Source organism: Streptomyces sp. NBC_01233 (genome assembly GCF_035989305.1).
Taxonomy (GTDB): Bacteria; Actinomycetota; Actinomycetes; order Streptomycetales; family Streptomycetaceae; genus Streptomyces.
The window spans coordinates 929202-955550 of sequence record NZ_CP108514.1 but is presented as its reverse complement, the minus strand read 5'-3'; the positions used below and the strand labels follow the sequence as shown (position 1 = coordinate 955550).

Below are 26349 nucleotides of genomic sequence, written 5' to 3'. Positions count from 1 at the left end.
TCGTCCAGCCCTTCCTAGGATGATCCGATGTCCCGGACCGATGCCTTGTCGAGGGCGCTCGACACCCCGGGGGATCCGCCGCTGCGGCCCCTTCCGCCCACCGTGTCCGCACTGTTGCGCGAGCTGGCCGCCCCGCCCCGGCTGGCCGCACACCTGCGGCTCGTGCACGACGTCGCGTACGAGCTGGCCGACCGGCTGGCGGGGCACTGCCCGGGCCTGGCGTTCGACCGGGAGGCGGTGCTCTTCGGGGCGGCCACCCACGACATCGGGAAGACCGTGCACACGGCCGAACTCGGCGGGCCGGGCTCCGAGCACGAGCCGGCGGGGCGGGAACTGCTGCTGGCTCACGGGTTCACCGAGCAGCAGGCCCGGTTCGCCGCGACGCACGCCGCGTGGGGCGAAGACGGGGTGACCACCGAGGAGTTGCTGGTCAGCCTCGCGGACAAGGTGTGGAAGGGCAAGCGGGTCCAGGACCTGGAGGACCTCGTGGTGGGCCGCCTCGCCGGGGCGACCGGCGCCGAGCGCTGGGAGGCGTACTTGGAGCTGGACGGGGTGCTCGGGCGGATCGCCGAGGGGGCGGACGGGCGGCTCGACTTCCAGGCCGCCTTTCCGGTGCACGCGTGACCGGACCCGCCGGACCGGCTCCAAGCGACCGGACCCGGACCGGCCCCGGGTGACGGGCCCCGCCGGACCGGCCCGGCCCGACCGCCCAGGTGTGACCGGCCGCTCCTGACGGCGATGCCCGACCGGCCGTGCCGCTCCGCCGGCCCGGGACGCGCCGCGCCGCGTTCGCCCCGCATCGTGGGGTGGGCGCGGCGTGCATGGTGGGATGGACCGGGGGCGGGTCCACCAGCACACGGAGAGGTCGGGTACATGTCCCAGTCGGGCCGGAGCAGCCAGGAAACCATGCGGGCGATGGCGTACGAGACGTACGGCGGGACGGAGGTGCTCTCCGAGATCCGGCTGCCGGTGCCCAAGTGCGGCCCCGGCGAGGTGCTCGTCCGGGTGAAGTACGCCGCGGTCAACCCCGTCGACTGGAAGATCATGTCGGGCGGGCTCGACGCCCTGATGGACGTCGTCTACCCGGTGATCCCCGGCTGGGACGTGGCCGGCACCGTCGAGCGGGTCGGCATCGACGTCCCCGAGTACGCCGAGGGCGACGAGGTCATCGCCTACGCCCGCAAGGACTACGTGCACGGCGGCACCTTCGCCGAGTTCGTCACCGTGCCCGTACGCGCCCTCGCGCACAAGCCCTCCTCACTGAGCTGGGCCGAGGCCGCCGGGCTCCCGCTGGCCGGGCTCACCGCCTACCAGCTGCTCACCCGCCTCGGCACCGGCAAGGACGACACGGTCCTCATCCACGGCGCCGCGGGCGGTGTCGGCTCCCTCGGCGTGCAGATCGCCCGCGCGCTCGGTGCCCGCGTCATCGGCACCGCCTCCCCGCGCAACCACGACCGGGTGCGCGAACTCGGCGGCGAACCCGTCGAGTACGGAGACGGCCTCGCCGACCGTGTCCGCGCCCTCGTGCCCGACGGGCCCACCGTCGTCGCGGACTTCGTGGGCGGCGTCGGCGGTGTCACCCGGGAAGTGCTGCACGACGACGGCCGGCACGCCTCCATCGCCGACCCCAGCGTGCTCGGATCGGGCGGCGAGTGGATCTGGGTCCGCCCGGTCGGCAGCGACCTTGCCGAACTGGGCCGGCTCGCCGACAGCGGACAGCTGAAGGTGCCGGTCGCCAAGACCTTCCCGCTGGCCGAGCTGGCAGCGGCCTTCGAGCTGAGCCAGGGCGGTCACACGGCGGGGAAGATCGTCATCGAGGTCTGACGGCGCCCCCGCAGGCACGAGGCCGGGCCGGGCCAGGTCAGGTCCGGCACCTCGCCGCAGGCCGCCCGGGTGACCTCGACCCCCGGCAGGCCGGCCCGCCACGGGCCGCCCAGCGCGGCCAACGCCGCCGCGTCCGGCGGGGCGGAGCCGAGGCCGATCGCGTAGCGGGCGAGGCCCGCGCCGGACTCGAAGGGGCGCGGCCAGGCGTGCGCATCCGTGACACCGGCCTCCTCCAGGGCGCCGAGCAGCGCCCGCAACCGCCCCCGCACCCGGCCCAGGACCTCCTCGAACTCCCCGTCGGACGTGCGTACGGTCACCACCGCCCAGGCCGCGTGCCGGCGGTGCAGCGGCGGCGGGGTCACCACGGCCCGGCCGGCGCCGTCCGGCCCGGCCTCCAGCAGTTCCCAGGCCCGGTACAACTCCTGGACCAGCAGGTCCCGCAGGCCCGGTCCCACCTGGGCGGTGCAACTGCGCACCGGCTCCGAGGGCGTCAGCACCGTGACCGGATCCGGCCCGCCCGCCGTGGCCGCGGCCGACGGCGACAGCCCGACCGGCTCCCGCCAGTCCCAGGCGGCCCACCGGCCGAAGAACTCCCGCAGCAGGGCGTCCGGGGCCAGCGCCCCGGCCTCCTGGACCGTACGCGCCGCCAGGACCGCCCAGGCGAGCCCCGGCAGCCCGCCGAACGGGGCCGCGTCCAACCCGCGGGCCCGCGCCCACGCCTTCACCTCCCGCGCCAGCCGGGCGAAGGCGGCATGCTCCGCGCCCACCCGTTCCCGTACGCCATCCGCGTCGCTCACCGCGCTCAGCGCGACCGCGGCCGCCTCACCCAGCTCCGCCCGCCGTGCCACCGCGTGCGCGGGGTCCAGGCCGCCGGTGGCCACCGCCACCAGGTCCACGGACAGCGCCCCGACGCGGAACCGCAGACCCGGCACCCGCGCCCCGGTCACCTCGCGCAGCGGCCCGGCCTCCGGCAGGGCAGCAGCCAGCCGGTCCCGTACTCCGGTGACACCGGCCGCCCCGGGCAGCGCCGCCACCAGATCCAGGTCGGCACCCGGCAGCGCGCAGCCCATCCGGCGGGATCCGGCCAGGTGCACCTGCGCCCCGCCCAAGGCGGCCCGGACGCGGGCGAGGACCGACCCGGCGTGGCCGTGCGGCGCCACCGGGCCGGGCTCGCGGACGCGCTCGTGCCCGGGCTCCGGCTCCGGCTCCCAGCGCACCTCGCCCGTCCCCAGAGCCACCGTCGCCCGGACCCGCATCGGTCCGTCCCCTCGCCGCGAGAGCACCGCCAGCTCCCCGACCCGCGAGCAGACCCCTCCGCCGAGCCGGGCCGTGAACTCCGCGAGCGCCCGCTGGGGGTCCTGGCTGCGCCCCAGCGTCAGGTGCGGGGTGTACCCCTCGGCGCGCCCCCGGCAGCCCGGGAACCGCTCCGTCAGGGCGCGCCGAAGCTCCTGCCACGGCGCGTCGCCGGCCGCCGCCGGGTCCAGCCAGACGGTGGCGTCCTCGCGGTGCCCGAAGCTGTGCACGCCCTCCAGCCGTGCCTCGAAGGGCCCCGTCCCGGCGGCCACTTCGGCCAGCAGCGGCAGGGCCTCGTCGAAGGAGGACTCCGGCACGAAGCCGAAGAGCAGGTTCACGTGCGCGGGCCAGCGGGCGGCCTGCGGGTCGTGCTTGCGGCGCACCTCCCGCACCGCCTCCGGCAGCCGCGGCGGCAGCCACGCCACCGCCGTCCGAGCGGTCGCCGGTACGTCGAGCCGCGCCGGCCCGCCGCCGGGCGCCCCGAACTCCAACGTCGCCTCCACACCGAAGTGGTCGGAGATGAACAGCCCCTCCTCGGCGGGCACGTCGCCGCGCAGCGCCGCACGTGTCACCCGCGCCCCCGTGGCCCCCAGCAGGATCCGGTCCAGCCGCGCCGCGCGCCCGGACATCGAGCCCACCGCGGCCAGCGGATTGGCCACCGGGTCGAAGGTCGGCGTACCGTCCGCCGCCCCGTGCACCTCGCTCCAGGCGTCCCGCATGCCGAGTGCGGCCGCGGGCCCCTCGGCCCCGTGGCGGCCGTCGTTGAAGTCGCCCAGCAGTGCCACGGCGGCTTCGATGCCGGCCAGGCCCTCCGCGAGCCGGGCCAGTTCGGCGTCCCGCCAAAGATGCCCGTTCTCGGTGTGGTCGCTGGTCAGGTGGGTGGCGGCGGCGACCAGAGGGCCGGCCGCGGTGTCCACCGTCACGGCGGTGACCGCCTTGTGCGGGCCGAGCAGGTGCATTCCCGCCTCCCGCACCGGCAGCCGGCTCAGCACCAGCAGTCCGCACTCGGTGACGTCCCGGCCGCCGGGATCCGTGCCGAGGGCGTACCCGGCCCGCACCCACGGCGCCGCCAGCAGCATCGAGAGGAGTTCGGGCTCGACCTCCTGCAACGCGATGACATCGGCGTCGGCGGCCGCCAGATCGGCCAGCAGCAACGGCCTGCGCCGGGCGGTGGCGATGCGCGGGGCGTCGTACCGGTCCCAGAGCGTGTTCCAGGTCAGCAGCCGCACCGGCGCGGAACCCGCGGCCGCACCGCGGGGCGGGGCCTGCGCGGGCCGCCAGGCGCCACCGCCCGCCGGGTCCCACGCGTACGGGGTCCGCGCGGTGAAGAACGGGGCCCGCAGCAGGCGCGGATCGCGGACCCGCCCCGCCGCGGTGGCATCGATCCGGTCCACACCCGTGGCCCGGTCCCAGACCAGTTCGCCGTCCGCCTCGACGAACAGCACCCGGTGCCAGGGGATGTCGCCGCCGGGCACGAAGGAGGGCAGCGGAACCCGCTTCGGCGCGGCCCCGCGCTGGAGCAGGCCGAGCACGAACCGCGCCGGATCGAACCGCGGATCCCAGCGGACCTGGTGGTAGAGCTGCTCACTGGTACGCATCAGATCTCCCCGCAGATCGTGTCCGGGCCGTCGGTCAGGCCGCCCGCCGCGTCCTCCACGTCCCCGCCCGCACCGATGTACCACGTACGGTGCGCCCGACCGGCGTACGGGGGACTGAAGCGGTGCAGCTGGGAGGTCAGCACCTGCTCCGGCACCGGATGCGGGCGCACGGCGTTGCGGCGCCGCAGCTCCGGCTCGTCGACCAGCACCACGGCGTGGGTGACCAGCGCGTCGCGGCGCCGCGCGACCGAGCCGGCCAGGCCGCGCTGCTGGTCGGTGAGCGAGGTGGCGTCCCACACCACCGTCCCGCCCCGGGCCAGGGCGGCGTCGAGGCGGTCCAGGCCCTTGCCCAGCACGTCCGCGTTGGCCCGCTGGTCCGCACGGGAACCCCGGGCGGTGCGCAGGTCGTCGAGACTGATGTACGCGTCCACGCCGGGCAGGCCGCGGGCGAAGGTGCTCTTCCCGCTGCCCGAGGGTCCGCTCAGCTGCACCAGCCGAGGAAACGTTCCGTCGCGCCACTGCCAGGTCGCCGCCACCGCCTCCTCGACCACGACGCAGCTGACCCCCGGACCCCAGCCGAGGCGCGCCGCCGCGATCCGCCCCTGCCCGAACGCCCGCCGGGCCTCCGCCCAGCAACGGTCGGCCGCGTCCGCGTCCAGCCCGGCGAAGGGCTCCCGCAGCGCGGCCCGCAAGGCACCCAGCGGATCCCGGCCGCCGAGCAGCCCCGCCTCGTCGGCCCACAGCGCGGACCACTCCACGGACTCCCGCGCCTCCGGCCCCTCGGCCAGCGCCCCGGCGAGCGCGTGCAGCACCCCGAGATCGGCCGCCATGGCCATCCGGACCAGCCCGGCCCGCCGGTCCGCGTCGGGGAACGGCCGCTGCAGGTACGGGTACAGCCCCACCAGGTCGCCGACCCGGCGGGCGAGTCCCATCCCGGCCGGGCCCGCCGCGAGCCGCGCCGCGATCCGGCCGCGCGGCTCGCACCGCAGCAGGGCGGCCAGCACTGCGGCCAGCCGGTCCTCGCCGGTCCGCCCCGCCCCGTCGATCCGCGCGGCGACTTCGGCCACGTCATCGGCCACGTCAGGGGCGGGCTCATCCACACCGGCGGCACGGGCCGTGCCCGCCCCGACGGCAGCGGTCAGCCCCGCCACGTCCGGTTCGGCTCCCGAGCGCACCGCCCACAACGGGGCCGCCGGCCCGAGCCCGTTGGGCACGACCTCGGCGAACATCCAGTGCGTACCGGTCTGCACGTGCCCGCCCCGCACCCACTTGGCCACGCACCGCCCGAAGTCCTCGCGCGCGAAACCGGCCGCCGTCCGCACGACGTACCCCTCCTCCCGCGCGGTGTCGAGCTTCAGCTTGCGCAGTGCACGTTCGTCGAAGGTGCCCCGCCACAGCACGCGCGGCGTGGGCACCCCGAGGCCGCGCAGGAACCGTACGGTCCGGTCCCAGTCCAGGCAGTGCTCCCCGTCCCACACCGAGAACCCGTAGAACCAGCCGTCCAGATCCTCGTACGGGATCGAGTGCCGCGCGTACAGGTTCTCCCCGCACACCCGCCGGCCGGCCGGAATCCCCGGGCCGATCCTGCCCTGGAGCCCCTTGACCCAAGCCCGCGAGGGATGGTGTGCCGAATCGAGGGAGCGGGCGTGCAGGCCGTCCGCGTACAGGGTGGTGTTCTCCCCGTCGAGCTTCTCCGTCACCACCACCTCGCGCCCCGCCAGCCCCTCCAGCCCGACGGTCCGGACGTTGTCCGCCGAGGCCCCGGGGGACCAGGGCAGGTGCGGCGTACGGGGATAGTGGGTGCGCATGATCCGCTCCTGCTCGACGACGTGGTGCCTCGTCACTGTAGGTATCCGGAGCAGACGCATCCACCCATTAACCCCGCGGGGGAGCCCTGGCCTTCGGGGTGCTCAGTAGCCGAGGGTGAACCGCCGGCCCGCGTGCGCGTCGAGCTCGATCTCGTCGAGCAGGGCGACGGCGTAGTCCTCCGTGGAGATCCGGCTGAGGCCCTCGTCGTCGACGACCAGGTCGTCGATCCCCAGCCGGTACGTGCCCGTGCGCTCGCCCGGAGCGATCTGCGCGGCCGGGCTCAGGCAGGTCCAGCGGACCTCCTCCACGGGCACCGTCCGCAGGAAGTCCAGGGCGTCCCCGTGGGCGTGCATGAGGGCCAGCACGGGCGCCGGGATGCCCGCCTGGTCCCAGACCAGCGGGCCGCCGGGGGTGCGCAGCGAGCCCGCCCCGCCGACGACGACCACCCGCGGCCGGGGCGCATCCGGGCCGAGCGAACGCACCCCGCCGATCAGCGACTTCGCGGCGGTCAAGAGGGTGGAGGGATCGCCGGGGCCGGGACCGAAGGCGCTGATCACCACGTCGTGCCCGGCCACCGCCCCGGCCACGGACGCCGGGTCCAGCACGTCGCCGCGCACCACCGCCGTGGCCCCGCCGCCCGGGTCCGCGAGTTTCGCGGGATCGCGTACGACCGCCGTGAACTCGTGGCCGCGCCGGAGTGCTTCGCGCAGCACCTGGGTTCCGATGGTGCCGGTGGCGCCGAAGAGGGCGATCTTCGCCATGGCGACTCCCTGGGGTGGAGGGCTGTACGGAGCCCCGGTCGGGCCCGTCCGGCCCATCCAAGCGAACCGGCCCGCCGCCGCCCGGCAGCCGGGCCGGGGCCAGTCGGATGATCCGGCCTGATCGTCAAGGGACCCCCTGGCGGCACAGGCCCACGATGGACGGCGGGACCCTTCCCCGGGCCGCCTCGCACAGGGGGGCCATGTCGTACGTGCGCTGCGCCGCGGGCCGGGACTTCGCGGCTGCGGGCGGGCGCTTGCGCGGCTTGGCCGGGACGGCGGGCTTGGCGGACCTCGCCGGCTTCGGCGGTTTCGCAGGGCGTGCGGGCCCGATCCGGTGCGGCTGCTGCGGTGCCGAGGCAGGTACCGGCACCGGGACCGGCGCGGGCGCCCGCTCGGGCTCCGGCGCCACCGGGGCGGGCTCGGACACCGCCGGCAGGGGCCCCAACGGCAGGGCGAGAGGCGTCGGTTGCCGGGGTTCCGCACGGACCGCCGCGGGCACCGGCCGCGGCACGTCCGGCAGGCCGGCGGGACGCACCGTCACGCATCCGGTGGCCGTGACGAGCGCGGCAAGGGTCAGGGGCAGGGCCCGGCGCAGCTGCATCCGCCCACCCTGCCGCACCGGCGCCGAGCCAGCCGAACCCATCACACGGTCGAGTGACCCCGGCGACTCGGCGTGCACCGGGAGGGCACGCGCCGCGGCGTCCCGGAGCGAACCCGGACGATCGAACATACGATGGGCGGGAGCCGGGGCGGGCGCTCGCCGCGCCGCCGGTCCAGGCCGTCGTGGGAGACGTATGACAGAGGTCGCCGACCCAGCGCGGACCGTCATCCTGACCGTGGACGACGATCCGGGAGTCTCCCGTGCCGTCGCCCGTGACCTGCGGCGCCGCTACGGCGCCGGGTACCGGATCGTGCGCGCCGAGTCCGGCGAATCCGCGCTGGAGGCACTGCACGAGCTGAAGCTGCGCGGTGACCTGGTGGCCGTGATCCTGGCCGACTACCGCATGCCGCAGATGAACGGCATCGAGTTCCTCGAACAGGCCCTGAACGTGTACCCGGGCGCCCGGCGCGTGCTGCTGACCGCGTACGCCGACACCAACGCGGCGATCGACGCGATCAACGTCGTCGACCTCGACCACTACCTGCTCAAGCCCTGGGACCCGCCGGAGGAGAAGCTCTACCCGGTCGTGGACGACCTGCTCGCCGCCTGGCGCGCCGGCGACTACCGGCCGGTACCCGCCACCAAGGTGGTCGGACACCGCTGGTCGGCCCGCTCCTCGCAGGTGCGCGAGTTCCTGGCCCGCAACCAGGTGCCGTACCGCTGGTACTCCTGCGACGAGCCCGAGGGACTGCGGCTGCTGGAGGCGGCCGGGGCCGACGCACAGCGGCTCCCCCTGGTGATCACGCCGGACTGCACCGTGCTGATCGAGCCGGAGGCGCCCGACCTGGCCGCCCACGTGGGGCTCGCGACGACGCCGACCGCCGAGTTCTACGACCTCGTCGTGATCGGCGGCGGCCCGGCCGGGCTCGGCGCAGCCGTCTACGGAGCCTCCGAGGGACTGCGGACCGTACTGGTCGAGCGGTCGGCGACCGGCGGGCAGGCCGGGCAGAGCTCCCGCATCGAGAACTACCTCGGCTTCCCCGACGGCGTCTCGGGCGCCCAGCTCACGGAACGCGCCCGCCGCCAGGCCGGCCGGTTCGGAGCCGAGATCCTCACCGCACGCGAGGTCACCGGGCTGGAGCTCAACGGCCCGGCGCGCGTCGTCCGCTTCTCCGACGGCTCGTCCGTCGCCGCGCACAGCGTCATCCTGGCGACCGGCGTGTCGTACCGGCAGCTCCAGGCACCGGGCTGCGAAGACCTGACGGGCCGCGGGGTGTACTACGGCTCCTCCCTCACCGAGGCGGCCTCCTGCCAGGGGCACGACGTCTACATCGTGGGCGGCGCCAACTCCGCCGGGCAGGCCGCGATGTACCTGGCGCGCGGTGCGAAGTCGGTGACGCTGCTGGTGCGCGGCGCGTCCCTGGCCGCGTCCATGTCGTACTACCTGATCCAGCAGATCCAGGAGGCGCCGAACATCTCGGTGCGCACCCGGACCGTCGTCGAGGCGGCGCAGGGCGAGGGGCACCTGGAACAGCTGGTGCTGCGGGACGTGGACAGCGGCGCGACGGAACTCGTGGACGCGCAGTGGATGTTCGTCTTCATCGGCGCCGCCCCGCTGACCGACTGGCTGGACGGCACGGTGCTGCGCGACGAACGCGGCTTCATCCTGGCCGGGCCGGACCTCACGCCGGACGGCAGGCCGCCTGCCGAGTGGCCGCTGGACCGGCCGCCCTACCACCTGGAGACCAACATTCCCGGCGTGTTCGTGGCGGGCGACGCGCGGGCCCGGTCCGCGAAGCGCGTCGCGTCCGCCGTCGGAGAGGGAGCCATGGCCGTGATGCTCGTCCACCGGTACCTGGAGCAGTCGTGAGCGGGCGGGCGATGCCCTGCAGTCCGCGGGAGATCGCCTCGCTGTTCCTGTTCGAGAAGCTCTCCCCGGAGCAGCTCGGCCGGTTGTGCGCCGAGGGGCGGGTCGAGCGGTTCGACACCGGTCCCGTCTATGCCGAGGGCGAGCCGGCGACCTGCTTCTACGTGATGATCGAGGGCACCGTCGTACTGTCCCGCCGGGTCGGCGGCGACGACGTCGAGGTGAGCCGGACCTCGCAGCGCGGGGTGTACGCCGGAGCCATGCAGGCATACCTGGGCGACCGGGTGCCGCAGACGTACAACAACTCGATGCGGGTGACCGAGCCGACGCGGTTCTTCGTCCTTCCCGCCCAGTCGTTCGCGGACTTCATGCAGGAATGGTTCCCGATGGCCGCGCACCTGCTGGAAGGGCTCTTCTTCGGCGCGAAGAACACCCAGCGGGCCATCGGCCAGCGCGAACGGCTGCTGGCCCTCGGATCCTTGTCGGCCGGGCTCACCCACGAGCTCAACAACCCGGCCGCGGCGGCCGTCCGGGCCACCGCAGCGCTGCGCGAGCGCGTGGGCAAGATGCGGCACAAGCTGGCCGTCATCGCCCACGGCCCTTACTCCCGCGAGACACTCGCCGACCTCATCGAGATCCAGGAGCGCACTGCCGAGCGCGTCGCGAAAGCACCGGTGCTGAGCCCCCTGGAGGCCTCCGACCGGGAGGACGAGCTCGCCGACTGGCTCGACGCCCACGGCATCGCGGAGGGCTGGCGGATCGCACCGACCTTCGTGCAGGCCGGGCTGGACACGGACTGGCTGGAGCAGGTCGCGGCGGCCGTGGCCGAGGACATCCTCCCGGGGGCCGTCGGCTGGCTCAACTACACGGTCGAGACCGAGCTGCTGATGGACGAGATCGACGACTCCACCACCCGCATCTCCCACCTCGTGGACGCCGCCAAACAGTACTCGCAGCTCGACCGCGCCCCGCACCGGGTCGTCGACGTCCACGAACTCCTCGACAGCACTCTGCTGATGCTGTCCGGCAAGATCGGTCCCCGGGTCCGGGTGGTCAAGGACTACGACCGCTCCCTGCCGGACGTGCCCGCCTACCCGGCGGAGCTCAACCAGGTGTGGACCAACCTCATCGACAACGCGGTCTTCGCCATCGGGAGCACCGGCAGCGAGGGCACGCTGTCGGTCCGCACGGCGCGGGAGGGGGACCGGCTGCTGGTGGAGTTCCGCGACACCGGGCCCGGCATCCCGGCGGACATCCGCAGCCGCATCTTCGACCCCTTCTTCACCACCAAGCCGGTCGGCGAGGGCACCGGCCTCGGCCTGGACATCTCCTGGCGGATCGTGGTCAACAAGCACCACGGCAGCCTCCAGGTCGAGTCCGCACCCGGCGACACCCGCTTCCAGGTGCTGTTGCCGCTGACCGCACCGGAAACCGAGGCCGAGCCCGGAACCGAGGCCGAGCCCGGAACCGAGACGGAGACCGGCACCGAGACGAGGACCGTCACCCACACCGGCACCGAGACCGCCGAGGAGCCCGCATGACCGACATCAAGGGGATCGACCCGAGCGTCCCGCCCGCCGGCACCGGCTGCGCCGACTGCGACGCCCTGGGCGGCTGGTGGTTCCACCTGCGGCGCTGCGCCCAGTGCGGCCACATCGGCTGCTGCGACTCATCCCCCGCCCAGCACGCCACCGCCCACTGGAAGTCCACCGGACATCCCCTGGTGCAGAGCTTCGAACCGGGCGAAGAGTGGTTCTGGGACTACGGCCGCGACGAGATGTACGAGTCCGGACCCGAGCTGACGCCGCCGGGCGGCCACCCCGCGGACCAGCCGGTGCCGGGTCCGGCCGGCCGGGTCCCGGAGGACTGGATGCGGCTGCTGCACCGCTGAAGGGGCCCGACCCGTCACCCGCGAGTGCCGGTACCCGGCTCAGCGGGCCCGCCCCCCTGGCCGGTCCGCGCGCCGCCGTGCGGACGGCCGGTGCGGCGCAGGGCGGCGGGTGTGGTGCTGTACCAGCGTTGGACGGCCCGGCGCAGGGCGCGGGCGTCGGCGTAGTCGCTTCGAGCGGCTATCGCGTCGATGCTCAGGTCCGTGCCGTGGAGCAGCCGCGTGATGTGTTCCCGGCGTACGGTCTCGACCTCGTTGCTCCATGTGGTGCCGTGTTCGTCGAGGCGGCGCTGCAGGGTTCGCGTGCTGATGGCCATGCGCCCCGCCGCCGCGGGCAGGGTCAGGGAGCCTCCGTCGTGGAGGGAGGTCAGGGCGGCGCGGAAGAGGTCCAGCCAGTTGCGCAGCGGGACGGCGGTGGCGAGGGTCTGCTCGGCGTGTCTTCGCAGCACGCTCGACAGGCCGGGCTGGGCGTGCGGGGAGGGGGCGTTCAGGTCGGTGGTGCGGAAGGTGATCGAGCTGACCGGGGCTTCGAACTCGATGGTGCGGGTGCCGTAGAGCTCGATCAGGGCGTCGTGCCGGGCGGGTGCCTCGGCGGCCAGGGCGACGCGGACGGGCACGAGGGTCCGCTGTGCGGCTTCGCCGAGACGGCGATGGAAAAGGCCGAGCGCGCAGGCGCGGACGGCGCAGGCCGCCTCGTGGGCCAGGTCGGCCTCGTTGAGGTGACTGATGGTGACCTGGTCGCCGTCCTCGGATATCCGGGCGGTCTCCGTGCCGGTGTCGGCGACGGTGGCGAGGTAGGCCGAGGCGTCCCGCATCCCCTCGAGCGGTGTGGGCGCGGACGTGAACAGGTAGTCCCAGACCCCGAGGCTGCCGATGTCCGACTGCTGGGTCATCACCCGGGCCACCTCGGTCCAGGGCGCGTGGACGGTGGCCAGTTCCGCGATGCGGATGCTCGTGAGGGTGGGCGGCCGGCACAGGTCGTCGTTGAGGTGCTCGGGTGCCAGACCAGGCAGGTGCGCGTATCCGGCCGCAGGTATCCCGAGCAGCCGTGCGGCGTTGACGTTCAGGCGGGTGAGGGCGGAGGAGGTCGTCCCCTGGTGCGCATTCGAGACCACAGCGGCCGAGCATAGACCAGGGTGAAATAGCAGGTCATCGCAGGAGCGTGGGGGCCGCGGTCCCCAACGCGGCGTGCAAGGTCCCCCCTTGGCGCGTTCGGTCCCCTAACTGGCGTCTGCTGCCATGGGCCACGTGCCCTCCCTTCCCTAGCGTAGTGATCGTTCCCGCACGGTGCGGACGGCACGTGACCCCGTGAAACGGAGTCATCTGCGGTACGGAGTACGGGAGGTCCCGGCCGGAGTCCCCCCACGGGGGTGGGGGGCTCGGGAGCCCGATGCCCGGGTCACCTCCCGCGCTCCGCGCCGCCGGGCAGCGTGCGGCTCCCCGCCCCCGTGGCCAGGCGCAGCGCGTGTTCCAGCGGGCCGCGGCGCAGTGGGCTGCCGGCCCAGAACCGCTGCCAGGCCCACGTCAGGGCCAGCGCCGTGCCGCTGAAGGCGAGCCAGGAGGACCAGGAGGCGGCGCCGTGCGCCGGACCGGCCAGCACCAGCGCGTGGACCACGTACGCACTCAGCGCCATCGCCCCGAGCACCGTGAGCGGCCGCAGCAGTCGCCCGCCCAACGCGTGCCGGGCGGCCAGCGCGCACAGGCCGATCAGGGCGCACCCCACCCCTGCGTTGCCGAGGGTCTCCAGCGGGGTCTGGCTGTACGGGTCGGCCACCAGCAGCCAGTCCCAGGAGGTGCTGGGCACGGCGCCGAACTGCCCGCTCAGCACCTGCCCTACGGGGTCGGCGGCGGCCAGGGCCTGCGGGTGGTGGACGGTTATCGCCTCCAGCAGCCGCTGCCGGCCCCCGAACACGTGGGCGGCGAGCCAGGCGGAGCCGTATCCGGCGACCGCGGCCGCCGTGCCCCACCCCGCCATCCTCCGGGCCACGGCCCGCTCCCGCACGTCGCACAGCCGGGCCAGGGCCATCCCGGCCAGGACGTACGGGAAGTAAGTGGCCAGCGGATACGCCCCGGTGAGCAGCAGCTCGCACACCACCGTGCCCAGCCCGGACCAGCTCGCCAGGTCGGCGGCCTCCGGGACCAGGCCACGCCCGGACGACCCGTACCCGAACACCGGGCCCAGCAGGAACGACAGCAGCGGACCCGCCACCACCGAGACGCCCGCCACTGCGGCGAGCACCGGCGTGGACAGCCGGGTGAAGGGCTCGGCCGCCAGGAAGTACACGGCGAAGAAGGCCAGGATGACCAGGATCCCCGGCCACAACGAGGCCAGGAACAGGCCGAGTACGGCCAGGACGGCGCACCGGATCAGCAGCGGACGCCAGCGCCGAGCCCAGCCGTCGGGCCGCCGCGCCGGGTCCTGACCGCGCTGGGCGAGGACCAGGGAGAAACCGGCGAGGAGCGTGAAGAGGGCCGGGGCGCGTCCGTCGGCCGCGACGAGTACGTAACCGGCGCCCTCGGGCCGCGGGCCGGGGCCGACGTGCACGGCGAACATGCCGAGGACGGCGAGACCGCGCACGGCGTCCACCCCGGCCAGCCGGCCGCTCCCGCCGCTGCGGCCGCCCGTCACGCTGTCGCGCCGGCGGCCGCACCGCCGGGGCCCGCCGCCCTCCGCCGCCTTCCGGTCGCCGGCCGGGTGCCCGTGGGGGTAGCGCGTCGCATGTGGGGATCTCTCCTGGGTCCGGCCAGTGCGGTGACGTGGTCGGACCGGCGGTTTTCATGCCGCCAGTCCGCCTGCGGAAGGTACCAAGGGCGACATAACCAGGTAATAAGCAGCTAGGGGGGCGGTAAGGGCGGGGGCCGGGAGTCGGGGGGCCGAGGCGCGCGGGTCGCCGTAACCCGGGGGCCGCGCCCGCTGTTGCACAGGCGGCAGGTCCACCCACGGTGAACGGAGTCCGATGCCGCAGCTGACCGACCAGGGCGCGATCGACCGTGCGGAGACCGACGGGGCCGCGATCGACCGTGCGGAGACCGACGCGGCGGAGACCGACGGGGCCGCGATCGACGGCCCGGCCGGGACCGGCCCGGCCGGGACCGACGACCACGAGCGGACGGGGACCTGGATGACCCCCGAGGAGTACGGGGCCTCCCGCGCCGCCGTGTGGACCGCGGCCGTCGTCCTCGTCACCGACACCGACGGCCGGGTCCTCGTCCAGAGCGTCGACTACCGTGCCGACCGGCTGCTCCCCGGCGGAGCCGTGGACGCGGGCGAGGCACCCTCCGCGGCCGCCGCCCGCGAGCTGCGCGAGGAGCTCGGCGTCGACGGCCGCTACCCGCGCGGCCTGGCCGTGGACTGGATCCCGGCCGACACCCCCGGCTTCCCGCCCGAGATGCGCTTCCCCGGCGAGATCCTGCACGTCTACGACGGCGGCACCTGGAGCGCCGAGCGGATCGACGCCGTCCGCCTCCCGGCCCAGGAGATCACCGGCATCCACTTCGCCGAGCCCGCCGACCTGCCCGCCCTGATGGACGCGGGTGACGCCCGCCGTGCCCTGTCCGCCCTGCGCGCCCGCATCAACGGCCCCGGCACCGCCCTGCTGGAGGACGGCCGCCCCACCGCGCCGACCGCCCTCGACCGGCTCGGCGTGCTCCGCACCCGGCGGACCCCGCTGCACGGCACCTGGCACCCGGGTCCGGTGCCGGCGCAGCTGCCCGTACGGGACCACTGCGGCTGGCTGTTCGGCCCCGACGGCCGGGTCCTGCTCCTGATCGCCAGGGCCACCGGTACGGCCCATCTGCCGCCTCCGACGGCCGGACCGGCCACGGGGGCCGTCCCGCTCGGCTACCGGCACGCCGCTCAGGGCTCCCACGCCCGCACCGCGGCCCGCCTCACCGGCCTCCCGCCGGCCCCGGACCCGGCGTACGCCCGCCTGCTGGCCACTCCCGAGCAGGTCCGCGAACTGAGCGACTGGGGCCCGGCCGGTGCACACGAACTCGCGGCGGTCCACGAGGCCCGCGCCCGTCTGTCCCTCCCCGTCCCCACCCGCACGCCGCCCACGGAGCTCCCGGAGGACGGCGTGCGCTGGTGACGCGGGCGGGCGGCCGCCCCGGCCGCGGCCGCCGCCATGATCGGGAAATCCGGCGTCCGCGGTCCCCGGTCCCGCAGCATGGGGCCATGAGCGACAGTGCGATCACCTACACGCTGTACATCCAGGCCGATCCCGCCCGGGTGTGGCAGGCCCTCACCGACCCCGCCTTCACCCGCCGGTACTGGGGCCTGAGCTTCGAGACCGACTGGGCGGTGGGCTCGTCGATGGACTGGGTCGAGCGCGGGGCCCGCACCAGCGACCCCGAGCAGGTGGTCCTCGACTGCATTCCGGACCGCGTGCTCTCCTACACCTGGCACACCTTCAGCCCGCAGTGGGCGGCCTCGGTCGGGATCGGCGAAGAGCTGCGGGCCGAACTGGCCAAGGAGCGGCGCACGAAGGTGACGTACGAGATCGAGCCGGTCGGCGACACCCTCGCACGGCTGACCGTCCTGCACGAGGGGTTCGAGCCCGGCGGCACCCTGATCGGCATGTGCGGGCGGGCCTGGCCGATGCTCGCGTCGAGCCTCAAGACCCTGCTGGAGACCGGGGCTCCGCTGCCCGAGCCGGAGCACGAGGGCGGGCAGGGGGCCGGCGGCCACGAGACGCACGAGACCCGCCGGAACCACGGGACGCGCGAGGACTGAACCCGCGACGCGGAGAGCCGGCCCCCGGCCGTCCTGCGCGGTCCGGCGCCGCCCGGCTCTCCGCCGTACCCGGCCGGACCGGCCCGTACCCCGCACCTGAGATCATGTGGAGCAACCACGGATCAGGAGCGCGGACATGGCACCCGAGCGGCAGGGCTGACGGGCATGGGACACACACTCACGGAGATCCTGGACGCGGCGGCCGAGGGACGGTTCCCGCCCCCCGACGGCGGCACCACCGTGGTCCCGCAGGAGAACCGGCGCGACGCGGGCGTCATCGCCTTCACCGCGCACTCCGTGGTGTTCACCGACGAGGACCCGGACTGGGTGCGGTCCACCCTCGACGCCCTCGACTGCGACGCACTCGCGGCCACCATGAACGCCCGTTTCCTGGCCGCCCTGCTGGACCGCACCGGACGCAGCACCGACACGATAGACCTCCTCACCGTCGCGGGCCCGCTGCGCGGCGAACCCCCGCTCGAGCTCCGGGAGATGGCCGACCCCGACCACCCCCGCGTGCGGCGGGCCCTGAAGCGCCGGGACGACGTACGGGTCTGGTCGGCCGACGGGGGAGTCCTCGTCCTCGGCCGGGGCGTCGCGGGCCGCTGGGAGACGGCGATCGAAGTGGACGAGGACGTCCGGCACCGGGGACTGGGCCGGGAACTGGCCCGCGCCGCCCGCCACCTCGTGCCCGACGGGCAGCCCGTCTGGTCCCAGCAGGCCACCGGCAACGCGCGCAGCATCCGCGCCTTCCAGGCCGCCGGATACCGCCCGGTCGGCGCGGAGTCCCTGCTGCTGGCCCCCGCGGGCCGATGACGCCCTGACGGCACCCTGACGACCGGCCGTTCACGGCGGTCGTGTGGAATGGGTGCCATGGGGAGAGGGAAGAAGCAGCAGCGGCCTGCCATAGGCATGCCGGAGCGGGTCCTGGTCATGCCGGTGAGGGACGGCTGGGCGCAGTCGATCGTCGGTGTCGCCTGCGGCCGGGCGGACCCGGCCGTCGTCGATGCCGACCAGGCGAAGGCCCTCGCCACCGCGACCGTGACCGCCATCGCGCGGGATCACCACGGGCTGGCCGTGGAGGTCGGCTGGGAGCCGCTGCCGGACGGCGCCTGGGCCGGGCACGTACGCGAAGGCGTCGCCCGATGAGCCGTTCCGATGCCGCCACGCCCCCGGAGCACTGGCGGTACGGCCGCCACCTGGAGACCCTGGCCGTCGCGCCGGGCGGGAGCGCCGAGGCCGAGGCCGTGGCCGCCGTGCTGCGCGACCCCGATCCGGTGATGGCGGAGAGCGCGGTGGTCACCCACCTCGACCGCCGGGCGGCGCGGCTGCTCGCCGACGAGGGCTTCCCCGCCTGGGCCCGGGCGATGGCCGCCGCGCTCGCCGGACGGGCCTTCCCCGAGCGCCGGCTGCGGGAGTGGGTCCTGCTCAAGGCCATCACCCGCGGCGAGTCCTGGTCCGCCGCGGAGCTCACCGCGGCCTCCGACTGGTGCCAGCGCACCGCCGCCCAGTCCCTGACCTCGTACGAGGCCCTGCGCCTGCTGGCCGCCAGCGGCCGCACCGGCCGCGTCCGCACCGCCGCCGCGGTCCGCCTCCGTAGGCGGACCGCCCTCTGAAACGGCCGGCCGCGCCGCGGCCCGTCAGACGCCCCGGCGCACCCGGGCCGCGCGGCGGGCCTCGGCCTGCTGCCGGGCCTCCACGGTCTTGCGGGACTCCTTGCCCTTCCCCGGCCGGGTGCCGATGCCGCGGAAGCCGAGGTCCGACCCCGAGGGCCGGCCCTTGGCGTCGGTCGGCGCAGAGCCGGCCAGCGGCACTCCGGGTGCGGCCTTGGCGCCGGTGATCCGGCTCAGCGCCGCCTCACCGGACCGGACCTGCGTGATCGTCGGCCGGATCCGGGCGTCGGCCATCAGCCGGACGATGTCCCGGCGCTGGTTCGGGGTGACGAGGGTGACGACCCGGCCGGACTCGCCCGCGCGGGCGGTACGGCCGCCCCGGTGCAGATAGTCCTTGTGGTCGGCGGGCGGGTCCACGTTGACCACGAGGTCGAGGTCGTCGATGTGGATGCCGCGCGCCGCGACGTTGGTGGCGACCAGGACGGTGACGGCCCCGGTCTTGAACTGGGCCAGCGTCCGCGTGCGCTGCGGCTGCGACTTGCCGCTGTGCAGCCCCTCCGCCCGTACGCCCATGGCCCGCAGGTGCTTCACGAACTGGTCGACCCCGTGCTTGGTGTCGAGGAACATCAGCACCCGGTTGTCCCGGGCCGCGATCTCGGTCGCCGCCGAGATCTTGTCGGCCGCGTGGATGTGCAGCACGTGGTGGTCCATCGTGGTCACCGCGCCCGCCTGCGGGTCGACGGAGTGCGCGACCGGGTCCTTCAGGTAGCCGCGCACCAGCTGGTCGACGTTGCGGTCCAGGGTCGCCGAGAACAGCATCCGCTGCCCCGCGTGGTGCACCTGGTCCAGGATCTCCGTGACCTGCGGCATGAAGCCCATGTCGCACATCTGGTCGGCCTCGTCGAGCACGGTGATCTTCACCCGCTCCAAGTGCACGTCCCGCCGGCCGACGAGGTCGCTCAGGCGGCCGGGGGTGGCCACCACGACCTCGGCGCCGGTGCGCAGGGAGCTCACCTGCCGGCCGATGGACAGGCCGCCGACCACGGTGGCCATCCGCAGCTTCAGGGCCGCCGCGTACGGCTCCAGCGCCTCGGTCACCTGCTGCGCCAGCTCGCGCGTCGGTACGAGGACCAGCGCGAGCGGGCGCTTCGGGTCCGCCTGCTGTCCCGCGGTACGCGCCAGCAGGGCCAGGCCGAAGGCCAGGGTCTTGCCGGAGCCGGTCCGCGCGCGGCCGAGGACGTCCCGGCCGGCCAGCGCGTTCGGCAGCGTCGCGGCCTGGATGGGGAACGGCTCCTTGACCTCCAGGGAGGCCATGGTCGTCACCAGCTCAAGGGGCAGGTCGAGCTCCGAGAACGAGTCCACCGGCGCCAGCCCCGGCACCTTCGGCTCGTGCATCGTGAACTCGCCCTGCGGCCCGATGCTCCGGGGGGTCTTGCCGCCGGACTTGGCCCCGGCCTTGGCACCGCCCTTCACACCGAAGCGTCCGTGAACTGACGGGTTCCTCATGCAGGACCTTTCGAAGCAAGAAGCAGATGAGAAGAAGATGGTCAACCGCCCATGGTACCAGCGGCGGCTAAGCCTCCCCGGTGTCCAGCTCCCCGGAGCGCACCTGTGCACAGTGGGCGCGGACCTCGGCCGCGGCGCGCTCGAACCAGTCGGCGATCACGGCGGTCTCGTCGGGGGTGTAGTCGGCGAACAGGGCGCCCAGACGGTCGTGGAACGGCTGGTAGACCGCGACGACCCGGGCTGCCGCCTCGGGCTCGGCCACCACCCGTACCCGGCGCCGGTCGGACGGGTCGGGCCGGCGCCGCGCGTACCCGGCCCGTTCGAGGCGGTTGAGGACCCCGGTGACGGCGCCGGTCGTGAGGTCCACCAGCTCGGCGAGGTCACCGGCGGCCAGCGGGGTGTCCCCGGCTCCCAGGATGTGGCCCAGGCAGGTCAGGTCGGTGACGTTGAGCCCGAGGCGCTGTGCCATCTCCTGCTGGCCGACGATGCCCAGGGCGACGTACTGGTCCATGCGCGACATCGCCTCCGCGGCCGTGGCCGGGGGGCGGGGCTTGCCCTCCACGCACATACTCCTCAGCGTCTGAGTTACTTAGCTCGTGAGATAAGCGAATCCTCTCTCCGAGCCTACTGCCGACCGTTCGACCAGGGAGAATCATGAGCGCGCACGGCCACGTCGACCTCGGCCACACGGTGGCCGGCTGGACCGGTACCGTCCTGGCCCTGCCGGGCTTCGCCGGAGCGGGCGTCGCGGTGTGCGCGGCCTGGACCCCCGGGATCTGGCCGGGCCTCGGCGTCGTCGCCGCGGCCGGGATCGTCACCTGGCTGCTGCACCTCGCCGGATGGGGCAAGCCGAGCGGACCCCGCCCGGAGTGCGACTGGGACTGCGCACCCGGGACACCGTGGCCCGCACGGGGCACGCCGACTGCCTGGGCTGCCGGGTCAGCGGACCGCGCCGAGCCGCAGTAGCAGCGTGCGCGAGGCGGCCGGGAAGCGCAGCACCCGCATGTGGTGCCAGCCGCCGCGGGTCAGGGCGGCGAGCCGGTCGATGCCGGCCGGCCCCGGCCCGAGGCCGGGGCCCAGCCCGAGCGCCACCAGCCGCAGCAGGCGCTCGCCGAGCGCGCCCACCCCCGCGAGGTAGGCCTCCATGGCCGCGCGGTGGCCGGGATCGGGCCAGGGCACCGGCCGTGGCAGGGCAGTCCCCGTGCGGCCGTCAGGTCCGGGGTGGTGGTGAAGATCTCCGACGCGTCCCGCTCGCCCGCCGTGACCTCCTCGCCGGAGGCGATGTACCCGCTGTACGAGGTGTCGTTGACGTACGCCGTCTTCTGCGCCGGCGGCCGGGCGAAGAACCGGCGGCTCGCCGCCGGCGCCTCCCGCGTCCGCGCCCGCTGTCCGGCGTCCGCCGAGACCTGGAAGGTCCCGTCGCGCCGCCAGGCCGCGGTCTCGCCCGGCCGAGCGCCTCGTCCGCCGCCGTGCCGGTCACCCGGTCCGGCACCCCGAATGTCGCGAACCCGCCCATGTCCGTCCCCTCTCGAAGGGCTTCCGGAAGGCCTCCGGAAGGAGCTGCTCCCTCTTTTCACGGACAAGGCGCTCAGAAGTTCGAATACGCGCCGCGCCCCGGTTGGCCGCGTTCAGCGTGTGCTGTCGGGGACCGTTGGGCAGGATCGAGACGGCCGCATATGCGGCCCGCAGTGGAACGTTGAGAAGGATCAGCCAGATGGCAACAGGCATCGTGAAGTGGTTCAACTCGGAGAAGGGGTTCGGCTTCATCCAGCAGGACGACGGCGGCCCCGACGTGTTCGTGCACTTCTCCGCTATCGCGACCACCGGTTTCAAGTCGCTGGAGGAGAACCAGAAGGTCGAGTACGACGTCACCCAGGGTCCCAAGGGCCCGCAGGCAGAGCAGGTGGTCCCCCTCTCGTAGTGCCGCTTCACGAGCCACGCCCGTGAGGAGAGCCCCGCCGGTCGCCGGCGGGGCTCTCGTGCGTCCGGGGCCCCGACCGTGCCGCTAACCGGCGCGGTGGAGGGCCAGGAGCAGGCGCCAGAGGTGGTCCGCCAGGGCGGACGGGTCGGCCGGGCCGGCGCCGTGCAGCCAGTCCGCCAGGACGCCGGTGAAGGCGGCGGCCACCGCCGAGGCGACCAGGTCCGGGTGCGGGGCTCCCGCGGCCGCGCGCTCGGCGCGGGCGCGTTCGCGCAGCTCCCGGTGGAGGCGGTCGCCGAGCGGGCCGCCACCGCCCGGGAGGAGCAGGGTGCGGTAGAGCGGCGCCCGGTCGGCCGCGGCCGTGAGGAAGGCGGCCAGCGCCGCCGGGGGCCGGGCCGGGGGGAGCGCGGCGGGGCCGGTCTGCCAGGCGTGCAGGGCGTCGACCGCCGCGTGCACCACATCGGCGCACGCGTCGACGGCGAGGGCGGTGAGGTCCTCGTAGTGCAGGTAGAACGTGGCGCGGCCGACGCCGGCCCGGCGGACCACCGCCGAGACGCTGACCTCCGCGAGCGGCGTGGTGGCGCACTCCGCGAGCAGGCTCTCGCGCAGCCGCCCCTTCGTCCGGGCCGTGCGCGGGTCGCCCGTACGCGGGTCCTGCGGGCTCACGCGGCCAGCAGCGCCGCGCCGAGGGCGAGGGCGCCGGGCAGGGCCTGGGCGACGAGGATCCGGCGGTTGGCGGTCGCGGCCCCGTACACCCCGGCGACGATCACGCAGACGAGGAAGAAGATCTGCGTGGCGAGCGAGTCGATGACGAGCGACCAGATCAGACCGGCGGCCAGGAAGCCGTTGTAGAGGCCCTGGTTGGCGGCGAGCGGTGCGGTGAGGCGGGCGGTGTCGGCGTCGAAGCCGGACAGCGCGCGGCCGGGCGGGCGCTCCCACAGGAACATCTCCAGGACCAGGAAGTACACGTGCAGCGCGGCCACGAGGCCGATCAGGATCTGAGCGACCGTGTGCATGGCCGCCTCCACTTCTGGGGGCTGAATGGGGACGCTATTTCCTGGACAACTGTACAGGAAGTCTTTCCCGGTCCGTTGTCGTACCCCGCGCCCACGCTGGCCGGGTGACCCTCCTCCACGAGGACTTCGCCACCGGACGCCACCGCGGGGTCGGAGCCCGAAACTCCGCTGGGGCCGGGTGTACGCCGGCCTCGACGGGGGACGACCGGTGTTCCGCCCGTGGACCGGTCCGGGCTGCCCTGGCACGCGGCCACCGGGGGCGCCGTCGGCGAGATGGCGGGCGCGGAACCGCACACCGTGGTCCTCGCCGGGTACGGGGACGGGGACGGGACCCTGTGCGTCGACGACGGAGCGGGCTCCCCGCACGCCGTCGCGGAGGCCGAGTTCGGCACGGCCTGGTCCGGGCACCGCAAGGGCCGGGGAGTGGGCCGCCCCTCGGCGCCCCCCGGCCGCCGTACGCGGACGTCCTCGACCTCGCCGGGCGGCCCGGAGGCGGCCGCGGCCGGGCGGCGCTCCCTGTTCGACGAGTGCGCCGCCCTGGTGGACCGCTCCCCGAGGCTGGAACGGCAGGCCGTCACCCTGCTCTGAGCCTCAGAGGTTGGCGTCCAGGAAGGCCCGGAACTCCTCGCGCGTCATCGGCCCGGCCTGGCTCGCGACCGCCTCGCCGTCCTTGATGAGCACGGCCGTCGGAGCTCCGGTCACCCCGTAGCGCCTCGTCGGCTCGGGGCACCGGGTCATGTCGGTGCGGACGGCCGTGAACCGCGTCCCGTACTCCTCGGTCAGTTCGCCGACGACCGCGTCCATCGCGCGGCAGGCCTCGACGGCCTTCGGCCAGGTGCCGCAGAAGTAGGCGAGAACGGGCCCGGACGTCATCGACAGGATGAAGTCGAACTCCTGGTCCTCCAGTGGCTGGTGCACCCGACGTGCCATGCGTGTCGCTCCTCGCTCGTACGCCCCCGCGATCGGGAGGGCGTCCCCCATCATCGCCGCATTGTCAGTGGCGCCTGTGAAGCTGAGCTGCATGGACGACAGGATGCTCCGGCGCCGGGTCTACGGCGCCGACCACGACGACCCCGACCCCGGCCCGCGCCCCGGCCACGTCTACGGCGAACTGGTCGGCGGGCCGCTCGACGGGCTCCTCCTGGACATCACCGGCTGGAGCGCGCCCCAGCTCGCCGAGGAAGCCAGGCTCCCCACCGAGATAGGGCGCTACGGAGCGGGCGGCCGCGCCCACTACCGCCGCCGCGCCGCGGACCCGCGCCACTGGGACTGGACGGGTGACAGCCGCTGACCTCCGGTGGCCGTGCGCGGAAAATCTTCGAAGAATTTCCCGGAGGCTGTCGATCCGGGTGTCTCCCGTTCGACGCAGGGGTGAGAGGCGGGGAGAGTCCCCGCCCTCCCGACCGAGGAGTCACCATGCCGCGCTTCCTGACGATGATCCGCATCAATGAGCAGGAGCTCACCACCGACACCGAGTTCCCGCCCGAGTTCCTGCAGAACATGGGCGCCTACATGGAGGAGATCAACAAGGCCGGCGTCATGCTCGACACGGCCGGACTGCTGCACACCCCCGAGGGAACCCGGGTCAACTGGTCCGGCGGGAAGATCAGCTACACCGACGGCCCGTTCACCGAGACCAAGGAGGTCGTCGGCGGCTACTCCCTCATCCAGTGCAAGGACAAGGCGGAGGCCATCGAGTGGACCAAGCGGTTCCTCGAGATCCACCCGGCCGAGTGGAACGTCAGCGCCGAGGTCCGGGAGATCGAGGAGATGTGATCCCGTGGCGTCCGCGCCGCGTTTGCCCTGCCTCGTCACGGCTGCTCTGATGGGTGGCCGTGACGGCAGTGAGTGCGGCCCAAGCGGTCGAAGCGGTGTTCAGGATCGAGTCCGCGCGGATCATCGCCGGCGTCGCCCGGATCGTGCGGGACGTCGGCATCGCCGAGGAGATCGCCCAGGACGCCCTGGTCGCCGCCCTCGAACAGTGGCCGGAGTCCGGCGTCCCGGACCGGCCGGGCGCCTGGCTCACGGCCACCGCCAAACACCGCGCCATCGACCTCGTCCGCCGCAAGGAGACCTACGTGCGCAAGCTCGCCGAGGTCGGCCGGACCCTGGAGGACGCGCCGCCGCCCGCCGAACCGGCGGACCCCGATGACATCGACGACGACCTGCTGCGCCTGATCTTCACCTCCTGCCACCCCGTCCTGGCCACCGAGGGCCGGATCGCGCTCACCCTGCGCCTGATGGGCGGGCTGACGACCCAGGAGATCGCCCGCGCCTTCCTCGCCGCCGAGCCCGCCGTCGCCCAGCGCATCGTCCGGGCGAAGCGGACCCTGGCCAAGGCCGGGGTGCCCTTCGAGGTCCCGTACGGCGCCGACCGCGACGCACGGCTCTCCTCGGTCCTGGAGGTCATCTACCTCATCTTCAACGAGGGCTACTCGGCCACCGCCGGGGACGACCTCGTCCGCCCCGCCCTCTGCGAGGACGCCCTGCGCCTGGCCCGCGTCCTGGCCGGCCTGATGCCGCAGGAACCCGAGGTGCACGGCCTGGCCGCGCTGCTGGAGTTCCAGGCGTCCCGGATCGCCACCCGCACCGGCCCCGACGGGGAACCGGTCCTGCTCGCCGACCAGAACCGGGCCCGGTGGAACCGCATGCTCATCGCCCGCGGCGCCCGGGCCCTGGGTCACGCCGGGAACGGCCCGTACTCCGTCCAGGCCGCCATCGCCGGATGCCACGCGGCGGCCGTCCGCTACGAGGACACGGACTGGCCGCGGATCGCCGCGCTCTACGCGCGGCTCGTCCAGCTGATCCCCTCGCCGGTGGTGGAGCTCAACCGGGCCGTCGCGGTCTCGATGGCCGAGGGGCCGGAGGCGGCCCTGCCGCTGGTCGACGCCCTGGCGCGGGAACCGGCCCTGCGCACCTACCACTTGCTGCCGTCCGTACGGGGCGACCTGCTGGAGCGGCTCGGCCGGCCGCAGGAGGCCCGGGCGGAGTTCGAGCGCGCGGCCTCGCTGACGCGCAACGCGCAGGAGCGCAATCTGCTCCTGCGGCGCGCGGCCCGCCTCTGAGCAGGGAGCAACGGCCCCAACTCGCTGTGCACGGCGCCCCCTTGCCCTCGAAGTGTGTTCCCTCGCGGGCGAGCCGGGACTCGACGAGGACGAGGACGGCGACGTCGCCCCGATCGTCGCCTGCGGCATCGCCCGGCTGCTCGACGGCATCGAGACGTCCTGACCACCGAGGGAAGGAAACCGATGAACGAGAACCACGTACGACGGCTCATGGGAATCTGCGGCGTCGCGGCGGGCGCACTCGCAGCCGTCGCCGTACCACTCTGCTTCGTCCACTCCGGCCCGCCGCCCGCCGGCTACGTCCTCGCCCGGATCCTCCTCAACCTCCTCACCTGCGCGGCCCTGCTGGCCTTCCTCGCGGGCCTGCGCCACGTCATCCGCGGCGCGGGCCCCGCCTTCGACTGGCCCGCCACCCTGGTCTTCGGCGCCGGGCCGGCCTACGTCACCGTCACCCTGGTCGCCGCGTCCGTAGAGGCGGGCATCGTCCTGGAGCACCCCGGCGGGGACCTCGATCCGACCGTCGACGGCCCGCTCGCCCACGCCGGCATGCTGCTGCACGGCTCGGCCGCCCGGCTGCTGACGGCGGTGCTCCTCGCCGCCGCCGGGTACGCGATCCTGCGCGCCGGCGTCCCGCCGCGCTGGACCGGGTACACGGCCTACGGCGTCGCCGCGGTCAACCTCGCCTTCGTCCCCTCGCTGTTCTTCGGCACGGACGCCGCCGACTTCTACAGCGCGGTGGGCTGGGGCAACACGGCGCTGACCGCAGCCCTCCTCGTCCACTGGGCCTTCGCCGTCGGGATCGCCCTGCTGCGGAGCACCCCGCGAGCCGCCCGGGCGGCCACCCCGTAGGCCCCCGGT

Annotated in this window: 28 protein-coding genes and 1 pseudogene; 17 read left to right on the top strand and 12 right to left on the bottom strand. The window is 74.7% G+C overall.

The window, feature by feature from the left end:
- Positions 1-27: 27 nt before the first annotated feature.
- The gene (locus tag OG332_RS04835; protein WP_327412255.1) at positions 28-624 is read left to right on the top strand and encodes an HD domain-containing protein; all 597 of its coding nucleotides are present in this window, start codon (positions 28-30) and stop codon (positions 622-624) included.
- Between the two features lie 282 nt (positions 625-906).
- A complete protein-coding gene (locus OG332_RS04830; protein WP_327419114.1) occupies positions 907-1824 on the top strand; it encodes an NADP-dependent oxidoreductase in 918 nt (305 codons plus the stop codon).
- On the opposite strand, the gene OG332_RS04825 is transcribed toward OG332_RS04830, so the two are convergent.
- From OG332_RS04825 to OG332_RS04810, 4 genes are all read right to left on the bottom strand, one after another.
- Complete coding sequence (locus OG332_RS04825; RefSeq protein WP_327412254.1) at positions 1791-4715, bottom strand: poly(A) polymerase; 2925 nt, start codon at positions 4713-4715, stop codon at positions 1791-1793. The genes OG332_RS04830 and OG332_RS04825 overlap by 34 nt on opposite strands.
- On the bottom strand, positions 4715-6523 hold the full coding sequence (locus OG332_RS04820; RefSeq protein WP_327419113.1) for an RNA ligase family protein: 1809 nt from the start codon (positions 6521-6523) through the stop codon (positions 4715-4717). The genes OG332_RS04825 and OG332_RS04820 overlap by 1 nt, the downstream gene beginning before the upstream one ends.
- Positions 6524-6625: 102 nt before the next feature.
- Positions 6626-7285, bottom strand: a complete 660-nt coding sequence (locus OG332_RS04815) for an NAD(P)-dependent oxidoreductase (RefSeq protein ID WP_327412253.1) — start codon at positions 7283-7285, stop codon at positions 6626-6628.
- A gap of 124 nt (positions 7286-7409) precedes the next feature.
- Positions 7410-7886, bottom strand: a complete 477-nt coding sequence (locus OG332_RS04810; protein WP_327412252.1) for a hypothetical protein — start codon at positions 7884-7886, stop codon at positions 7410-7412.
- A gap of 193 nt (positions 7887-8079) precedes the next feature.
- Between OG332_RS04810 and OG332_RS04805 the strand changes: the two genes are divergently transcribed.
- From OG332_RS04805 to OG332_RS04795, 3 genes are read left to right on the top strand one after another with little or no spacing between them, the layout of a single operon-like run.
- Positions 8080-9756 carry an FAD-dependent oxidoreductase gene (locus OG332_RS04805; protein WP_327412251.1) on the top strand — a complete coding sequence of 559 codons (1677 nt, stop codon included), beginning with the start codon at positions 8080-8082 and terminating at the stop codon, positions 9754-9756.
- An 11-nt stretch (positions 9757-9767) separates the two neighbouring features.
- Positions 9768-11294 (top strand): ATP-binding protein, encoded by a 1527-nt coding sequence (locus OG332_RS04800; protein WP_442816331.1) that lies wholly within the window; start codon positions 9768-9770, stop codon positions 11292-11294.
- The gene (locus tag OG332_RS04795; protein ID WP_327412249.1) at positions 11291-11644 is read left to right on the top strand and encodes a UBP-type zinc finger domain-containing protein; all 354 of its coding nucleotides are present in this window, start codon (positions 11291-11293) and stop codon (positions 11642-11644) included. Before OG332_RS04800 ends, OG332_RS04795 begins: the two co-directional genes overlap by 4 nt.
- Positions 11645-11658: 14 nt before the next feature.
- On the opposite strand, the gene OG332_RS04790 is transcribed toward OG332_RS04795, so the two are convergent.
- Both OG332_RS04790 and OG332_RS04785 read right to left on the bottom strand, forming a co-directional pair.
- Positions 11659-12756, bottom strand: a complete 1098-nt coding sequence (locus tag OG332_RS04790) for an AraC family transcriptional regulator ligand-binding domain-containing protein (RefSeq protein ID WP_327412248.1) — start codon at positions 12754-12756, stop codon at positions 11659-11661.
- A gap of 284 nt (positions 12757-13040) precedes the next feature.
- Complete coding sequence (locus OG332_RS04785; protein WP_327412247.1) at positions 13041-14270, bottom strand: heparan-alpha-glucosaminide N-acetyltransferase domain-containing protein; 1230 nt, start codon at positions 14268-14270, stop codon at positions 13041-13043.
- A 328-nt stretch (positions 14271-14598) separates the two neighbouring features.
- Between OG332_RS04785 and OG332_RS04780 the strand changes: the two genes are divergently transcribed.
- The 5 genes from OG332_RS04780 (at position 14599) to OG332_RS04760 (ending at position 17989) form a co-directional block, all read left to right on the top strand.
- Positions 14599-15729, top strand: coding sequence for an NUDIX hydrolase (locus tag OG332_RS04780; RefSeq protein ID WP_327412246.1), 1131 nt, complete (start codon positions 14599-14601; stop codon positions 15727-15729).
- 86 nt (positions 15730-15815) lie between these two features.
- Positions 15816-16373, top strand: coding sequence for an SRPBCC family protein (locus OG332_RS04775; protein WP_327412245.1), 558 nt, complete (start codon positions 15816-15818; stop codon positions 16371-16373).
- Positions 16374-16538: 165 nt separating this feature from the next.
- Complete coding sequence (locus tag OG332_RS04770; RefSeq protein ID WP_327412244.1) at positions 16539-17189, top strand: GNAT family N-acetyltransferase; 651 nt, start codon at positions 16539-16541, stop codon at positions 17187-17189.
- Between the two features lie 57 nt (positions 17190-17246).
- On the top strand, positions 17247-17522 hold the full coding sequence (locus OG332_RS04765; protein WP_327412243.1) for a hypothetical protein: 276 nt from the start codon (positions 17247-17249) through the stop codon (positions 17520-17522).
- Positions 17519-17989: a hypothetical protein gene (locus OG332_RS04760; RefSeq protein ID WP_327412242.1), complete on the top strand. Its 471-nt coding sequence runs from the start codon at positions 17519-17521 to the stop codon at positions 17987-17989. The genes OG332_RS04765 and OG332_RS04760 overlap by 4 nt, the downstream gene beginning before the upstream one ends.
- Before the next feature lie 24 nt (positions 17990-18013).
- On the opposite strand, the gene OG332_RS04755 is transcribed toward OG332_RS04760, so the two are convergent.
- Both OG332_RS04755 and OG332_RS04750 read right to left on the bottom strand, forming a co-directional pair.
- Positions 18014-19492, bottom strand: coding sequence for a DEAD/DEAH box helicase (locus tag OG332_RS04755; protein ID WP_442816107.1), 1479 nt, complete (start codon positions 19490-19492; stop codon positions 18014-18016).
- Between the two features lie 67 nt (positions 19493-19559).
- Complete coding sequence (locus OG332_RS04750; protein ID WP_327412241.1) at positions 19560-20054, bottom strand: MarR family transcriptional regulator; 495 nt, start codon at positions 20052-20054, stop codon at positions 19560-19562.
- Positions 20055-20146: 92 nt separating this feature from the next.
- Between OG332_RS04750 and OG332_RS04745 the strand changes: the two are divergent.
- Positions 20147-20490 (top strand): annotated as a pseudogene (locus tag OG332_RS04745) (HGxxPAAW family protein); the annotation flags it as partial.
- A 27-nt stretch (positions 20491-20517) separates the two neighbouring features.
- Here OG332_RS04745 and OG332_RS47775 read toward each other — a convergent pair.
- Complete coding sequence (locus OG332_RS47775) at positions 20518-21069, bottom strand: 2-oxoglutarate and iron-dependent oxygenase domain-containing protein (RefSeq protein WP_442816106.1); 552 nt, start codon at positions 21067-21069, stop codon at positions 20518-20520.
- Between the two features lie 137 nt (positions 21070-21206).
- On the opposite strand from OG332_RS47775, the gene OG332_RS04735 reads away from it, so the two are divergent.
- Positions 21207-21413, top strand: coding sequence for a cold-shock protein (locus OG332_RS04735; RefSeq protein ID WP_030714758.1), 207 nt, complete (start codon positions 21207-21209; stop codon positions 21411-21413).
- An 84-nt stretch (positions 21414-21497) separates the two neighbouring features.
- Here OG332_RS04735 and OG332_RS04730 read toward each other — a convergent pair whose 3' ends face one another.
- Positions 21498-22076, bottom strand: a complete 579-nt coding sequence (locus OG332_RS04730) for a TetR/AcrR family transcriptional regulator (protein WP_327412240.1) — start codon at positions 22074-22076, stop codon at positions 21498-21500.
- Complete coding sequence (locus tag OG332_RS04725) at positions 22073-22426, bottom strand: DUF1304 domain-containing protein (protein WP_327412239.1); 354 nt, start codon at positions 22424-22426, stop codon at positions 22073-22075. Before OG332_RS04725 ends, OG332_RS04730 begins: the two co-directional genes overlap by 4 nt.
- A 219-nt stretch (positions 22427-22645) precedes the next feature.
- Between OG332_RS04725 and OG332_RS04720 the strand changes: the two genes are divergently transcribed.
- The gene (locus OG332_RS04720) at positions 22646-23014 is read left to right on the top strand and encodes a hypothetical protein (protein WP_327412238.1); all 369 of its coding nucleotides are present in this window, start codon (positions 22646-22648) and stop codon (positions 23012-23014) included.
- A gap of 3 nt (positions 23015-23017) precedes the next feature.
- On the opposite strand, the gene OG332_RS04715 is transcribed toward OG332_RS04720, so the two are convergent.
- Positions 23018-23356 (bottom strand): thioredoxin family protein, encoded by a 339-nt coding sequence (locus OG332_RS04715; protein ID WP_327412237.1) that lies wholly within the window; start codon positions 23354-23356, stop codon positions 23018-23020.
- Between the two features lie 91 nt (positions 23357-23447).
- Here OG332_RS04715 and OG332_RS04710 point away from each other — a divergent pair, with 91 nt between their 5' ends.
- The 4 genes from OG332_RS04710 (at position 23448) to OG332_RS04695 (ending at position 26340) form a co-directional block, all read left to right on the top strand.
- Positions 23448-23717, top strand: coding sequence for a hypothetical protein (locus OG332_RS04710; RefSeq protein WP_319725395.1), 270 nt, complete (start codon positions 23448-23450; stop codon positions 23715-23717).
- A 125-nt stretch (positions 23718-23842) separates the two neighbouring features.
- Positions 23843-24202, top strand: coding sequence for a YciI family protein (locus tag OG332_RS04705; protein WP_327412236.1), 360 nt, complete (start codon positions 23843-23845; stop codon positions 24200-24202).
- 68 nt (positions 24203-24270) lie between these two features.
- The gene (locus OG332_RS04700; RefSeq protein ID WP_327419111.1) at positions 24271-25491 is read left to right on the top strand and encodes an RNA polymerase sigma factor; all 1221 of its coding nucleotides are present in this window, start codon (positions 24271-24273) and stop codon (positions 25489-25491) included.
- Positions 25492-25674: 183 nt separating this feature from the next.
- The gene (locus tag OG332_RS04695; protein ID WP_327412235.1) at positions 25675-26340 is read left to right on the top strand and encodes a hypothetical protein; all 666 of its coding nucleotides are present in this window, start codon (positions 25675-25677) and stop codon (positions 26338-26340) included.
- Positions 26341-26349: the final 9 nt, after the last annotated feature.